At 59.1% G+C, this 14,347-nt stretch carries 11 protein-coding genes; 1 reads left to right on the top strand and 10 read right to left on the bottom strand.

The window, feature by feature from the left end:
* Positions 1–107: 107 nt before the first annotated feature.
* The 9 genes from QMK55_RS26900 to QMK55_RS26860 all read right to left on the bottom strand — a co-directional run bounded on the left by QMK55_RS26900 (position 108) and on the right by QMK55_RS26860 (position 11,065).
* Positions 108–1,481: a TolC family outer membrane protein gene (locus QMK55_RS26900; protein WP_102356184.1), complete on the bottom strand. Its 1,374-nt coding sequence runs from the start codon at positions 1,479–1,481 to the stop codon at positions 108–110.
* A 2-nt stretch (positions 1,482–1,483) separates the two neighbouring features.
* The gene (locus QMK55_RS26895) at positions 1,484–2,833 is read right to left on the bottom strand and encodes an HlyD family type I secretion periplasmic adaptor subunit (protein WP_102356183.1); all 1,350 of its coding nucleotides are present in this window, start codon (positions 2,831–2,833) and stop codon (positions 1,484–1,486) included.
* On the bottom strand, positions 2,830–4,605 hold the full coding sequence (locus tag QMK55_RS26890) for a type I secretion system permease/ATPase (protein WP_102356182.1): 1,776 nt from the start codon (positions 4,603–4,605) through the stop codon (positions 2,830–2,832). Before QMK55_RS26890 ends, QMK55_RS26895 begins: the two co-directional genes overlap by 4 nt.
* A gap of 205 nt (positions 4,606–4,810) precedes the next feature.
* Positions 4,811–5,239, bottom strand: a complete 429-nt coding sequence (locus QMK55_RS26885; protein WP_320330227.1) for an AprI/Inh family metalloprotease inhibitor — start codon at positions 5,237–5,239, stop codon at positions 4,811–4,813.
* Positions 5,240–5,332: 93 nt separating this feature from the next.
* Positions 5,333–6,796: a serralysin family metalloprotease gene (locus tag QMK55_RS26880; protein ID WP_320328165.1), complete on the bottom strand. Its 1,464-nt coding sequence runs from the start codon at positions 6,794–6,796 to the stop codon at positions 5,333–5,335.
* Positions 6,797–7,273: 477 nt separating this feature from the next.
* Entirely contained in the window at positions 7,274–8,359 is a 1,086-nt protein-coding gene (locus QMK55_RS26875) for a polyamine ABC transporter substrate-binding protein (RefSeq protein ID WP_320328164.1), read from the bottom strand.
* Between the two features lie 55 nt (positions 8,360–8,414).
* Positions 8,415–8,759 (bottom strand): cupin domain-containing protein, encoded by a 345-nt coding sequence (locus QMK55_RS26870; protein ID WP_102356178.1) that lies wholly within the window; start codon positions 8,757–8,759, stop codon positions 8,415–8,417.
* 31 nt (positions 8,760–8,790) lie between these two features.
* A complete protein-coding gene (locus QMK55_RS26865; protein WP_320328163.1) occupies positions 8,791–10,197 on the bottom strand; it encodes an FAD-dependent oxidoreductase in 1,407 nt (468 codons plus the stop codon).
* Between the two features lie 52 nt (positions 10,198–10,249).
* Complete coding sequence (locus QMK55_RS26860) at positions 10,250–11,065, bottom strand: helix-turn-helix domain-containing protein (RefSeq protein ID WP_102356176.1); 816 nt, start codon at positions 11,063–11,065, stop codon at positions 10,250–10,252.
* 263 nt (positions 11,066–11,328) lie between these two features.
* On the opposite strand from QMK55_RS26860, the gene QMK55_RS26855 reads away from it, so the two are divergent.
* Positions 11,329–11,601, top strand: coding sequence for a DUF1652 domain-containing protein (locus tag QMK55_RS26855; protein WP_102356175.1), 273 nt, complete (start codon positions 11,329–11,331; stop codon positions 11,599–11,601).
* Positions 11,602–11,660: 59 nt separating this feature from the next.
* Here QMK55_RS26855 and QMK55_RS26850 read toward each other — a convergent pair whose 3' ends face one another.
* Positions 11,661–14,135, bottom strand: coding sequence for a UvrD-helicase domain-containing protein (locus QMK55_RS26850; protein ID WP_320328162.1), 2,475 nt, complete (start codon positions 14,133–14,135; stop codon positions 11,661–11,663).
* Between the last annotated feature and the right edge of the window lie 212 nt (positions 14,136–14,347).

The following is a 14,347-nucleotide window of genomic DNA, read 5'->3' as shown; positions in this document are numbered from 1 at the left end:
TCACTTTCTTTGTTTTTTTAGAGTTGTTATGCCGATCACCCAGCAATCAACACGATTGCTGTGGCGACGTTTCGCTGAATCCCCTCACCACAGGTCAGTGCAAGACCTTAGTTCGTGTTGCTTTTCGGGCCTTGTCCGAAGGCCTCATCCACCCGCGCCAGATCCTGTTCGTTCAATGTCCCTGCGTAGTAATGCAGCTTGGTCCAGGCCATCAAGTAGTCGTAGCGTGCCTGAGCCAGATCGCGGCGGGTGGTAAATAGTTGTTGTTCGGCGTTCAGCGCATCCAGATTGGTTCGCTCACCGCCAAGAATGCTTTGCTTGGTCGACACCACCAGCGCTTCGGCCGAAGACAGTGCCTTCTGGTAGGCGCGCAGTTTGTTGACGCCCGACAGGCAGGCGCTGAACTGACGACGCAGCTCGATCAATGTCTCGCGAGTCTTGCCGTCGAGTTCGTATTCGGCCTGCTCCATGGTGCGGCTGGCCTGACGGGTCGAGGCCGACACCCCGCCCCCGGCGTACAACGGCACGCTGACTTCGAAACCGATGGTGTTGGTCTCGTAGCGCTGGTTATAGGTGTTGCCGCTCTCGGATTCGTTCTGGCGCATCGAGGCATAGGCGTTGACCTTGGGCAGATGCCCGGCGCGATTGCGCTCGACTTCATATTTCGCCACTTCCACCGCCTGCCGCTGCGACGCCAGGTTAGGGTTGTTGCTGATTGCCAGCTCATGCCAGGTGTCATAGTTGGCCGGCATCAGGGCGAACGTCTGGAAATTCTGATCCAGCGGCACCAGATCGCCGATGTCCACCGCCGGTACGCCGATCAACGCGCCCAGCTCACGCAGGGCGGCGTCTTGCTCGTTGCGCGCCTCGATCTCTTCGGCGGTCGCCAGTTCATAGCGCGATTCGGCTTCAAGGATGTCGGTGCGCGTGCCCTCGCCCTGCTTGAACATGTGCTCGTTCTGCTGGAACTGCTGCTCGTAGGCCTTCTTTTTGGCCTGGGCGATGTCGATCTGATCCTGGGCGAACAAGGCCTTGGTGTAGTTGTCCAGCACCCGCACCAGCAGCTCCTGGCTCTTGCCGCGAAACGCCTCGTCAGCAAACAGCGACTGCGCCACGCCTTTGCGATACGCCGCGTAGGCTTCGTAGTCGAGCAGCGGTTGCTGCACCGTCAGGGTCGAACCGTAGCTGTTGTAGTTGCGGTCCTCGGTGCGATTGCGCGCACGCTCGTCAAGTGAAGTGGCCTTCGACGAGTTGCGGCCCTTGTTGTAGTTGTAACCGACCTTGGGCAACAGTCCTGCGCGGCCGATGATGCGGTTTTCCAGACCCGCGTCGCGCTCCTTGATCGCACCGAGGAACACCGGGTCGTTGCGCAATGCCTGTTCGTAGACCTCGAATGGCCCCATGGCCGCCAGCGCGCTGTTTCCTGCGAGCAGCGCGAACGCTGCTCCCAACATCGAAAGCTTATTCATACAGCCGAACATCCTTATTCTTCGGTCAACGCGGAGCCGGCCCGATCGAGCAGCGGTTTGAACAGGTAGTTGAGCAGTGAACGTTCGCCAGTGCGCACGAACATTTCCGCCGGCATACCGGGCTTGATGACCAGGCCATGGAGTTTCTCCATCGCCTGATCACTGACGCTGCTGCGCAACACGTAGTACGGCACACCGGTTTTCTCATCGACCATCTGGTCGGCGGAAATCAGGCTGACCTCACCCGGCACCCGCGGGGTCTTGCTCTGGTTGAACGCGGTAAAGAGGATGTCCACCGGCAAATGTGTGCCGACCTTGTCGATCAGGTTGATCGGCAAGTGCCCTTCCACTTCCAGCGTGGTGCCTTGCGGGACGATCTCCAGCAGGGTTTCGCCCTGCCGCACCACGGCGCCTTCGGTGTGCACGCCAAGGTTGACCGCCACGCCGTCGGCGGTGGCGAGAATCTCGCTGTGCTGCAGGTCGAAACCGGCCGAGGTCAGTTGCTCGGACAGAGTCACGCTTTTGAGCTGCGCGTCCGCCAGTTGCGTGCGCACCTCCTTCTGATATTCCTCGCCATGCTGTTGCAGCTTCAGGCGCGATTCGAGGATGCCCTGCTCCACGCGGCCGCTTTCACCGGTGTTCTCGGCCAGTTGCTGTTGCACTTGCGACAGCTGACGCTGGTATTCCATCAAGCGATTGCGCGGGATGTAGCCGTTGTCCGCCAGCGGCTGCAGGTTGCTCAATTGCTGTTGCAGGGAATCGGCCTGGGCATTGAGGTCGGTGCGGGCACGACGCATGCCGGCCAGTTGCGACGTGGCGCCTTCGATGCTTGCGCGCAAGCCGGCCTGTTCGCGGTAGAACGCTTCGCGGCGGCTGCTGAACAGTTGCCGCTGGCCTTCAAGCACCAGCGCCAGGCGCGGGTCCGGATCGTTGCTCAGCTCGGCGGGAAAGGTTATCTCTTTGAGGTTGTCACGCTCGGCCTGCCAACGCGCGAGGCTGGCCCAGGCCATGCGGTATTGCGCCTGCAGCGATTGCACATCGGCAGCGACTTGCGTCTGGTCGAGACGGAACAGCGGTTGGCCCTGTTTGACGATCTCGCCTTCGCGCACGAGGATCCGGCTGACCACGCCGCTGCTCATCGACTGCACGGCCTTGCGTTTGCCCGAGACCACCACGGTGCCCTGCACTGGAATGCCTTGATCCAGCGGCGCCAGTGCGGCCCAGGTGAAAAAGCTGCCGGCGCCGACAATGGCCAGAATCCAGCCCATGCGTGCGAAAAATTTCGCATCGCGCTCCGGGCGCTCGGTGATGTAGGTGTGTTCCATGCTCGCTTCGTTTTCAGTGTTCATGCTGGCGCTGCTCATACACCCGAATTCCTTGTCGTGGGCTGGTACTGCCGGCTCATGCTGAGCCCGCCCGGTGCCTGCGCAGATTTTTCCCGTTGTTGTTCCTGGGCGCCGGACAGCGCCTTGAGGACTTCCTGACTGGCGCCAAACGCCTGCAAGCGACCGTCGTTGAGCACCAGCAACTTGTCCGCCTGGGCCAATACCGAAGAGCGATGCGTCACCAGCACCACCGTGGTGCCTTGGGCCTTGAGCTGGGCGATGGCACTGGCCAGCGCGGCTTCACCGACGGTGTCGAGGTTGGAGTTCGGCTCATCGAGCACGACCAGGCTCGGCTCGCCATACATTGCACGGGCCAGGGCCACGCGCTGCTTCTGACCACCGGACAGGCCACTGCCGTCCTCGCCCAGTTGCGTGTCGTAACCTTGTGGCAGGCGCAGGATCATCTCGTGTACGCCGGCCTGTTGCGCGGCGGCCACGACTTTTTCCGGGTTGGCCTCGCTGAAACGGGCGATGTTCTCGGCGATGCTGCCGCTGAACAGCTCGATGTCTTGCGGCAGATAGCCAATGTACGGGCCGAGTTCGTCGCGGTTCCAGCGATGGATGTCGGCACCGTCCAGGCGCACCGTGCCACCGAGGGTCGGCCACACGCCGACCAGCACCCGGGCCAGGGTCGACTTGCCAGAACCGGAGGCACCGAGCACACCGAGCACTTCGCCCGCGCCCAGATTGAAATTGATCATCTGCAAAGTCGCCGCGCGTTGCCCCGGAGGGCCGGCACTGACTTGCTCGAAGGTGATCTGGCCTTTCGGCGCCGGCAGCGCCATGGCGTCGTCACTCGGCGGGAACGCCTGCAGCAGCGAGTCCAGACGACGGTAGGCCAGCTTCGCCCCGCTCCACTGTTTCCACACTGCGATCAACTGGTCGATCGGGCTCAGCACGCGGCCCATCAGGATCGAACCCGCGATCATCATCCCGGCGGTCATGTCGCCCTTGATCACCAGCAAGGCACCGAGGCCCAGCACCAGCGATTGCAGGCACAGACGCAGGGTTTTACTGATCGAACTGATCACCGCACCGGTGTCGCTGGCCTGGTTCTGCAGGCCGAGGAAGCGCGAATGTACGCCAAACCAACGCTTGCGCAGCGCACCGAGCATGCCCATCGCTTGAATGGTTTCGGCGTTATGCAGGTGGCTGGTCGCCAGTTGGCTGGACTTCTGCGAGAAACCGGCGGCTTCGCCCAACGGCTTCTTGGTCATGTATTCGTTGAGGCACGCCAGCGCAATCAGCAGCAGCGCGCCGGCGGTGGCCAGCACGCCCAGCCAGACGTTGAACAGATAGATAACGAACAGATAGACCGGAAACCACGGCGCATCGAAGAACGCGAACAGTGCCGGCCCGGTGACGAACTGACGAATGTGGGTCAGATCGCCCAGCGACTGCCCGGCATTGCCCTCGCCCTTGAACAGGTTACGTTCGAACGCCGCCTGATACACCCGCAGGTTGAAGCGGCGCTCCAGTTGGCTGCCGATGCGAATCACGATGAAGCTGCGGATCACTTCCAGCATGCCGATGAACGCAAAGAACCCGACGACCATCAACGACAGCATCGCCAAGGTGGTTTCGTTCTGCGAAGACAGCACGCGGTCGTAGACCTGCAGCATATAAATGGAGGGCACCAGCATCAGCACGTTAATCAGCGCGGTAAAGCAGCCGACGCTGATCAGAATGCTTTTATAGTCACCCAAAGCCTTGAACAAGGGAGCGGTGGCTGGGGCCTTCGCCATCTTCATTGATTATTCCTGAAATAATTTCCCCGCCATTCTTTGGCGAGACGTCTCTGTTAATTATCCGTGCGCATGCCGGAATACTTCTTGCAACTTTGCACTGACACTTCAATCACAACTTCCGTCATACAACCGGTCATTCGTTGTATTGGCGTGACGCTTATAACTGCGACGTGGCACCTTATATTCAACTGTCAGTCGTTACTGATACTCACGGCTGTAGCGCGTTGCGCTTGAGTGTAATCACCAGACCCGACTTCAAAGTACTCAGATAAAGCCCATCACGTTGTCGGCTGAAAAACTGGATTCTTGAACCTTCCTTGCCGGTAATCGACAGGCCGTCCGGCTCGGGAAACCAGCCGATCGGCGTCTGCTCAAGCCACGCACCCAGGCAGTCGGCACCCTTGCCCAGCGTCTGGTCGGGTTCAAGATCGATCAGGCAGGTGTTCGATGGTTTGTCCTGCAACGCCTGCGCCTCTGGGGCGTCATCAGGTGCGGTCAGAATGGCTTGCCACTGTCCGGCGAAAACGGATGGATCTTCGAGTCTGAGGCTGCTTGCCATGGTTGTTTCTCCAGAAATCATGATGAACGCCGCCGAAAGCCACGCCACTGCCTTGTAGGTAAAAGCTTTACAGATCATGAGAAAATTCGCTCCGGCCCGTAGCCTTGCCCAGTGGTCGAATGGATGCAAGTAAAGAAAACGGCGCATCACGCGCCGCTTTCCCGTTTCACATCACGCCACGATGTCGCTGGTCGCTGCCTGGCCAACGGTGCTGACCTGGAAGTCCGCCACGCCGTGCCCGGAGAAGTCCACCGACAACAGGCTGTTGCCGCCCGACGACGTCAGGATCGCGTCGCCGGCTGCACCGGTGAAGCTGTTGACGAAGTGCAGGCCTGCGCCGTTGGTGATGGCGCTCAGATCGATTTTGTCCAGACCGCTGACGAAATCGAGGATCTGATCGATCGCACCCGGCTTGGAGTCGGAACTGGCTGCGAACACAAACGTGTCCGAACCCGAGCCGCCCCACAGTTTGTCCGCACCACCGGCGCCGTAGATGATGTCGTTGCCGGCACCGCCTTTCAGCTCGTTGGACGCACTGTTGCCGATCAGCAGGTCGTTACCCGAACCACCGATGGCGTTCTCGATGGTGACGCCCTTGGCAATGGAAACGTTGCCGATCATGCCGCCGACGTCGGAGAACGAGGCCTCATTGAGGTTGATCTTCTGGTTCTGGGTGAAACCCGAGAAGTCGAAGGTATCCTTGCCGCCCGCATCCCACACCGAAAACACCAGCTTGTCGCTCGACGACGAGGCGCTGAGGAAATCGCGACCGGCGTTGGAGTTGAAGCCGTAGGTGGTGTCACCGGTACGGGTGTTCATGTTGGCGCCGTAGAGTTTCTGGATCGCCGCAATATCATCCATCAGCGGGCCGGAGGAATAGGCTTCCACGCCGCCTTTGCTGAAGTTCTGGGCGGTGTTGCTTTCGCTCCAGTAACTCATGAGGCTGTAACCACGGGTGTCTTGCCCGTAGGAAGCATCCTTGTAGGTCGGGTTGCCTTCGCCGGCGTTGTAGTCGCCAGGGTGAGACAGGCCCAGGGTGTGACCGATTTCGTGCGTCAGGGTTTGACGCCCGTAATTGCTCAGCCCCGGGGTTTTATTGACGTCATAGCCACTGCCGGTCAGGTACCAGGACTGACCGTCATAGCCTGGCTCGGTGCCTGGCAGGAACGCAAACGCCGCTGCGCCTTCCTGGCCGCCGCTATAGTTACCGAACGTCATGTGACCATCGCCGCCACGGGCAGCTTCGGTGAACGTAACGTTGGCGACATCCGCCCAGGATTGCATGGCGAGCACGGACTGGGCTTTTTGCAGGGCACTGAACTGACTGAAACCGGTGACACCCAGGCCGCTGAAGTTAGCGGTTTTGGCGGTCAGAAAGGTGTAGGTCAGTTCGATCTTGCCGCTGTTGTCGAGGTCGTGCCAGGAGGCACCGTCTCGCAGCAGTTGTGTGGCGGCTTGATCCACCGAGAAGGAGGGTTTGCCATTGACCGTGAGGTTGCCGCCACGGTCGTACTGATGACTGAAGCTATTGATCTGGTTCCAGGCGGAACTGGTTGCAGCCAGAGACTGCACTGCGCCTACAGGCACAAATGTCTCGGCGGCGGTATCAATAGCGTTAGCTTTAACTTTCGACATAAACACACTTCCTTGTTTAGCAATGGAACAGTTTTTGTCAGATAGCGACAATCCCTGGCGAGATCGTCCTATCACTCGCCCAATGAAGGCATCAGAAACCTGACACAATTTGAAATCTGTCGTCTAGCGTTTTTTTTAGATCAAATTGAACTGTTCCGGCAAACTGCCGTAAACAAAGCCTGTGGGATCGGAAGAATGTTTTAGCGGGTCACGCCAGGTGCAACTGTCTGACGATTTTCTATTTAAATATTAAATATCGGTAAGTTGTTTTTTGTTAGACGCGTCTCACTTTCCTGCACTCTATTAGTGCAATGCCAGTGTATTGATATCAATCAATTAAAGTAATTTCGGACGACTGCATGACTCATGTGGGAGCGAGCCTGTTCGCGAAGACGTCCGCCCAGACAACAATCTGTTGAATGACTAAACGCTTCGCGAGCAGGCTCGCTCCCACAGGTTTTGTGTGTGTTGGAAATTTCAGCTACCGGTGCGGATCTTGTTCCACACCCGCGTACGAATCCGGTCAATGTTCAGTGGCATCGCCTCCAGCGCAAACAGCTTGCCCATCATCTCCGGGCTCGGATAGACCTTGGTGTCGCCCTTGATCGCCGGGTCGATCAGACCGTCAGCTTGTTGGTTGCCGTTGGCGTAGTGCACGTAATTGCTGATGCCGGCCATCACGTCCGGGCGCAGCAGGTTGTTCATGAACGCGTAACCGGCCTTCTCGTCCGGCGCATCGGCTGGCATGGCGACCATGTCGAACCAGATTGCCGCGCCTTCTTTGGGAATCGCGTAACCGATGTCGATGCCGTTCTTCGCTTCCTTGGCGCGATTTTCCGCCTGCAGGATGTCGCCGGAAAAACCGACCGCCACGCAGATATCGCCATTGGCCAGGTCGCTGGTGTACTTCGAGGAATGGAAGTAACTGACGTAGGGCCGCACTTTCATCAGCAGCGCTTCAGCCTTCTTGTAGTCCTCGGGATTCTTGCTGTGCGGCGGCAAGCCCAGATAGTTGAGCGCCGCCGGCAGCAATTCCGGGCCATTGTCGAGGATCGCTACGCCGCATTTCTGCAGTTTTTCCATGTACTCGGGTTTGAAGATCAGGTCCCAGGAGTCCACCGGCGCGTTGTCGCCCAGCACCGCTTTGACCTTGGCGATGTTGTAGCCGATCCCGGTGCTGCCCCACAGGTACGGGAAGCCGTGTTCGTTGTTCGGGTCGTTGACCTGCAAGGCCTTGAGCAACACCGGGTTGAGGTTCTTCCAGTTCGGCAACTGGCCCTTGTCGAGCTTTTTCAGCGCCCCGCCCTGGATTTGCCGGGCCATGAAGTGGTTGGACGGGAACACCACGTCATAACCGGATTTGCCGGTCATCAACTTGCCGTCGAGGGTTTCGTTGCTGTCGTAGACGTCATAGGTGACGCCGATGCCGGTGTCTTTTTCGAAGTTTTTCGTGGTGTCCGGCGCGATGTAGTCGGACCAGTTGTAAACCTTGACCGTTTCGGCGGCATGGCTGATCGAGGCGGCCAGCAGCAGCGGCGCCAGGGCGAGGGTTTTCTGGATCATGAGGTGATTCCTGTAGTGGCTATTTTTGTTGGCAGGCAATCAAAGGATCAAACAATCAGAAAATCAGCACGTAGGTCTTGCGCACGGTCTCCTGGATATCCCAGATGCCGAGCGTGTTGGCCGGCAACATCAATGCGTCGCCACCTTGTATGTGCAGGGTTTCGCCGCCATTGTCCGGGGTGAATGTGCAACGGCCGGAGATGAAGTGGCAGAACTCCTGCGCGGTGATCTGCCGGCGCCAGCGCCCCGGGGTGCATTCCCAGACGCCGGTTTCGACGCCGTCGTCGCGCTCGACGCTGGTGGTCGAGGCAATGGCGATCGGCTCGCCAAGTGGCACGGCGACCGGGCTGGATTCGTCCAGTGGCAGGGTGGCGGTGTGTTTGAACTGCGTAATGCTCATGGTGGGACCTGTCTTTTGAGGAAAACGGCGGTTAGTGCATGAAACCTTCCATGAAGCCCGCCACCTGACTGGCAAGCTTGCGCCGCCACGGTGCGGTGGCCGGATTGGCCAGGGTCTGGTCTTCGTGGACGAAGCTTTTGATGATCGCGTTGTAGCCAAGCCAACGGCACGGCTCCGGCTCCCAGGCGCGCAGCGCATGAATCCCGCCGTCCGGCAGTACCCACGGCTGGTGCACCAGCTCGGTATCACGCTCCAGAATCAGATCGGCCAGTGTGCGACCGCCCAGGTTGCTGGCACCTACACCCTCCCCGCCATAACCACCGGACAATGCAATACCGTTGGCGCGATCGCAGAGCATGTGCGGCTTGAAGTGTCGGGACATGCCGAGGTTGCCGCCCCAGGCGTGGGTGATCTGTACGTTTTTCAACTGTGGGAACAGTTCACCGAACAGATAGCGGCGCAGCTCGACTTCATCGCGGGTCAGATCGAAGTTGTGGCGCAACTTGCCGGCGAACTGATAACCGCCGCGAGCGCCGAAGATCAACCGGTTGTCAGCACTGCGCTGACCGTAGGTGACCTGACGACTGAACTCGCTGAACGCCTGGCCGCGATTGAGGCCGATTTCATCCCAGGTGGCGGCCGACAATGGCTCGGTGGCAACAATCAGGCTTTGCACCGGCAACTGATAGCGACCCAGCGGCGGCAATGTGACCGAATACCCTTCGACGGCCGGCACGATCCAGCGACTGCGCACGCTGGCCTTGGCCGTGCGCAAGCTGCCGGACTGCCAGTGCGTGACCGGGCTGTTTTCGTAGATTTTCACGCCCATGTTTTGCACGGTACGCGCCAGACCGCGCACCAGCTTCGCCGGGTGAATGGTTGCCACGTGCGGCGCATAGATGCCGCCATAAGGCTTGGCGACGCGAATCTGTTGCGCCAATTGCTCGGGGCTCAGCCAGCGGTAATCGTCGTCGGTCAGGCCTTGGGCGTGCAATTTGTCGAGGTATTCGCGCAGGCTGGCTTCCTGCTCCGGGTAGCGGGCAGCGCAATACAACACCCCGCCTTTGCGGTAATCGCAGTGGATGCCTTCACGTTCGAGGACGACTTCCACTTCATCGGGGATGCTGTGCAGCAGATCAAACGAAGTGCGGCGCTGTTGTGGCGACAGGCCGGCGAGCAGCCGATCCTCGCCCAGCAGGTTGCCCATCAGCCAGCCGCCATTGCGCCCGGACGCACCGAAACCGGCGGTTTGCGCCTCGACGATGGCGATATCCAGACCCGGTGCGTTTTTTTTCAGGTAGTACGCGGTCCACAGCCCGGTATAACCGGCGCCGATGATCGCCACGTCGACATCCAGATCCTGCTCCAGCGCCGGCCGCGCAATCAGCGGCTCGTCGAGTTGATCCATCCACAAACTGATAGTGCGCCACGCCGGCATGCAAGACTCCGCCACTGAAAACCTTCGATGGCGTCGATCCTAGTGCGTGACTTCAATCACTGTCTTGCGCGCGTGCCCGCAAAGAAATTTGTTTGGCGTAGGCCTTCGGTGACTGGCCGGTGTGCTGGCGGAAACAGCTGTAGAACGCCGACAACGAGTTGAAGCCAGCGGCAAACGCCAGTTCGTCGATGCGCAGCGGTGGCGTGGCGTGGTCCAGCGAGTTAAGTAAATGTTGCAGGCGCGCCTGGTTGACGTAACGGTAGAAGCTCTGCCCCAGCACCTGGTTGAGCAGGTAGGAAATCTGATTGCGGCTGTACCCGCACTCCTTTGCCACCCGCTGCAGGTCCAGCTCCGGATCGAGGTACGGCTGCTGCCGTTCGAAGTATTGCTGCAGGTCTTGGGCCATGAAGCTCAACTGGCGCGGCGACAAGCCCAGACGACTGACAGCCGGTCGCTGACTGGGCGCGGCGGCGCTTTGGGATTGCGCACGCACCAGCGAGGCGTATTCATTCACCCGCCAGATCAAGCCGTCCTTGACCGTGATCGCTTCGCTGGATCGGAACGACACCAGCCCGTCGCCACCGCGCAAAGTCACTTCGTATTGAATGAACGCGGTGTTGCCATCCACGCGAATCCGGTCGCAATGCTCGAGCGCTTCGTCGGATTCTCGCGGCATGCTCACGCGCACGTACTCGCGCAATTCGTCGAGGCCGAGGACGCGGTTCTGGAAAAAATCGTTGTACTGGACGTCCGGGTGATACAGCGCCATGACGCTGTCCAGATCGCGGTGTTTCCAGCTCAGGTGATAGCGCATGACCGTGGCGGCCGTGGCCGGAGTCTGTTCCGGGCCGTCATCGTCGGCTTGCATAAAGGGCTCGCTGCAAAAGAATCGAGCTTGCCCAAGTTCGGCACAGCGATCAACGGCTAAACCCTGATGGCCTCTTGGCGATGATTGATCCTGACGTGACTTACATCAAAAAATGCGCAGCAATCGCAAAATGAACTGAAAAATCTCACGGAAAATTCACATCCAGATGCTACTTTTAACGTCACTGACCGGTTGAGCCATTGAAGGCTCTTCCCACCTAACATGAGCAAAAGGAAGCGCTCGATGAAGAAGGCGGGCAACACATGAATAAAGGTTCCAGTAAAGTCACGTTCCCCAACGCGTGCCAACTGATGCGCTGGCACTTTCATCCCATGGGTTTCGAGGCGACGATGGACGCACCGGGCAGCATGATTGCCCGCCTGTTCGATCGTGCCAGCGGTGAAACCGTGATCGCCATTGCCGGCATTCCTTGTGCCACGGTGATGAACGCGGCCGATGTCGAACGAATTATCGAGGCCGTGGAAGACGAACTGGAGGCTTTCATTCCTCCAGAATCTCTCAAGAGTTATGCCTGAGCTTTTGTTTTGTTTAAAAAATGCCCGCCAATGATGGCGGGCTTTTTTGTGCCTGACTGTTACGCGGTTGTCACCTTGGTGCGGTGATCGGCAAAGAACGCCTTGCCTTGGGCAACCCGGTCGGACGCCCTCGGCATGTTCACGGCCTGGGTGTCCTGCGGTTCGACGTACCAGTAACAATGGCTGACGGCACGTGTAATGCCGACGTACGCCAGCCGCAGGATCTCGTCTTTTTGCGCCGTGTCATAAGGCTCGCTGTCGCCAGCCTTGCCCAGGCCGGCCATGCGATACACCTGATTCTTGTAAGGTGAACTGGTCAGATGCTGGCAATCGCCAAGCAGGAAAACCGCGTCCGCCTGCAGGCCCTTGGCGCTGTGGTAAGTCAGCTGTTTCAAGCGTCGCGCTTCGTACGGCAAGCTAGAATCAACATTAAGTATAGGCTGAATATGCTGTTCTATCAATGATTTATCACTGCTTTTTCGATAAAGCATCAAGATTGAATCACCACGATTGTAATGTTCGGCCAAGCGCTGCCCCATGGCTTGATCATCGCGCTCCAGCACATTGACCGGCTGCACCGGCTTGGGTGCGCCGCTGGCCTTGGCCTTCTTGCCCGCAATTGCCGGCGCGGCACGGACGATGTGCTCGGCAGCATCGATGATGTGCTGATGACTGCGGTAGTTGTCGCTGAGCATCACCCGCGTGGTGCTCGGCGACGGGAATTCCTTGTTGAATTCCATGAAGTAACTCGGCGAACTGCCGCGCCAGCCGTAGATCGACTGCCAGTCGTCGCCCACACACAGCAGCGATGAACGCTGGGCACCCCGCCCGACATGCATGGCCGGGCCACGGCTGCGGATTTCCACGAGACTGGCGCGGATCCACGAGACAATCTGCGGTGATACGTCTTGAAACTCATCGATCATCAAGTGCGACATCGGCCGTAGCAGCTCATCGCCCAACAACTTGAGGTTCTCCGGTGAATGCTCGCTGAACAGCGCGAACATTCGGTTGTAGGTCATCACCGGTGGTTTCTGATCGAGCAGATGATCTTCCAATGCGCGCCAGAACAGGCTCAACGCCTCGAAGAAGAATCGGTCCGGGTCGTCCTTGGCAAAACTCATACGGCCGACCGCGTCCGGCACATCCAGCCCGAGGTTTTCGATGAAGCCGGCCGCCGCGACAAAACAGTCCAGCAGCGGTGCCGATGTGAGCTCACCTTTGACCTTGTAATCGAAGCCTGGACCGGCGCTCGCATCCGCCGCCAGCGTCGCCAGAACTCGCTTCGATGACTCGTAACTATCAATCCAAATCAATGGCTTACGACAGAAAGCTTGAAACAATGTGCGCTTTACAGCCCACTCGGCGCGCACGCTGAGCCTGGCGTTTGGCCGGCAAACCTGCGGGTTTTCCCGGGGATCGAAACCGAGCACCACCCAGGCATCAAGGCTGGGGATGTAACCATGGCAATGGAAGGTCGAACCGTTGATCTCGAAGGTCTGCCGGCTGGGCTCAATGCCCTTGATCGGCCATGCGCCGGCGCGAAACCAAAGATCTTCGATGGCATCACACAGTTCTTCATCGCGCTTAGCCGCCAACTCGGTCACTGCCATACGCTTTTGCACGTCCGGGTGATCGCGCTCCAGCTCCTTGAGCTGCAAACCGGCCTTGGCCAACGGCTGAATCAACTGACGGAAACGTTCGTCTTCGGTAAACAAACGGTGGTAACAGGCGTTGAGTTGCCGGCGCTGGGCGTCGTTGATCCGCAGATCGAACGGACTGCTGTCGACCTCTTCGTCAGCGCCTTGTGGCCGGTCGCCGAGATTCTCGAACGCCTGCAAGCGCTCGAATCCCGGCAGGCTGCGAACCATGGGCAGAATGCGCGAGTGAAAGGTGCGCACCAGTTCTCGTGCCTGTTTGAGGCTCAATGCCTGACCCCAGAGCGCGAACAACTCGATCAGCTTGTTGATGAAGTCCTTGCGTGACTCGCGGGTGAAGGTCACCACGGTCATCGAGTCGAGTTCAAACCCCAGGTAGTGCGTGAGCAATAGAATACGCAGCACCAGCGTCGTCGACTTGCCGGCACCGGCACCGGCAATCACCGACGTTGAAGGTGTATCACTGAAGATCATTTTCCATTGCGCCGCACTTGGCTGAGCGTGCTCGGGCAGCAGGCGCGCCACATCGGCCTTCATGCGTTTCTTCAGCTCGGCACTGAGCGGCAGTCGCCAGTCGTCGAACAGATGATTGTCGACATTCGGCGGACGATGCTCGGTGCTGCGGCTGTCACGGATCAACAGAACCTGTCGGCCTTCCTCCAGTCCCTCAAGCTTCCCTTCTTTGAAACCGTACTCCACACCTGCAGTGTGACCGCTGCGAAAGCCATCGGCCTGGCCGTGTAGCCAAGAGGCACGGTGCTGCGCGCGCAAGCGTGTCAGGCCATGGCCGAAAAAACGCGCAGCCAGGCGCTTGAACCATGGCATCTCGGCCAGAGGACGGAGTTCGGGAGGAAGATCGGGAGTGTGTTGCGCCACGCTGAGGGGCTCCAGTGTGTGAGGCTGTTGCGGCTATGGTGGCCGTATTTGCCCATGAGTTCTAGCGAAATGCTTACAGGTCATTGGTTTAGGCGATGAACTGAAAGTCGGACGGGAGCGTTTCGAGCCTGCTTACCATCAACTGATTCGATGAGAATGCCGCACTTTTTACGCTTTTTTCCGATTGTTGACTGACGGATGATGCCCGTCAT

The organism is Pseudomonas sp. P8_229 (assembly GCF_034008635.1).
Taxonomy (GTDB): domain Bacteria; phylum Pseudomonadota; class Gammaproteobacteria; order Pseudomonadales; family Pseudomonadaceae; genus Aquipseudomonas.
Note: the sequence above shows the minus strand (reverse complement) of the source record. Positions and strands in the feature narration are given on the sequence as shown.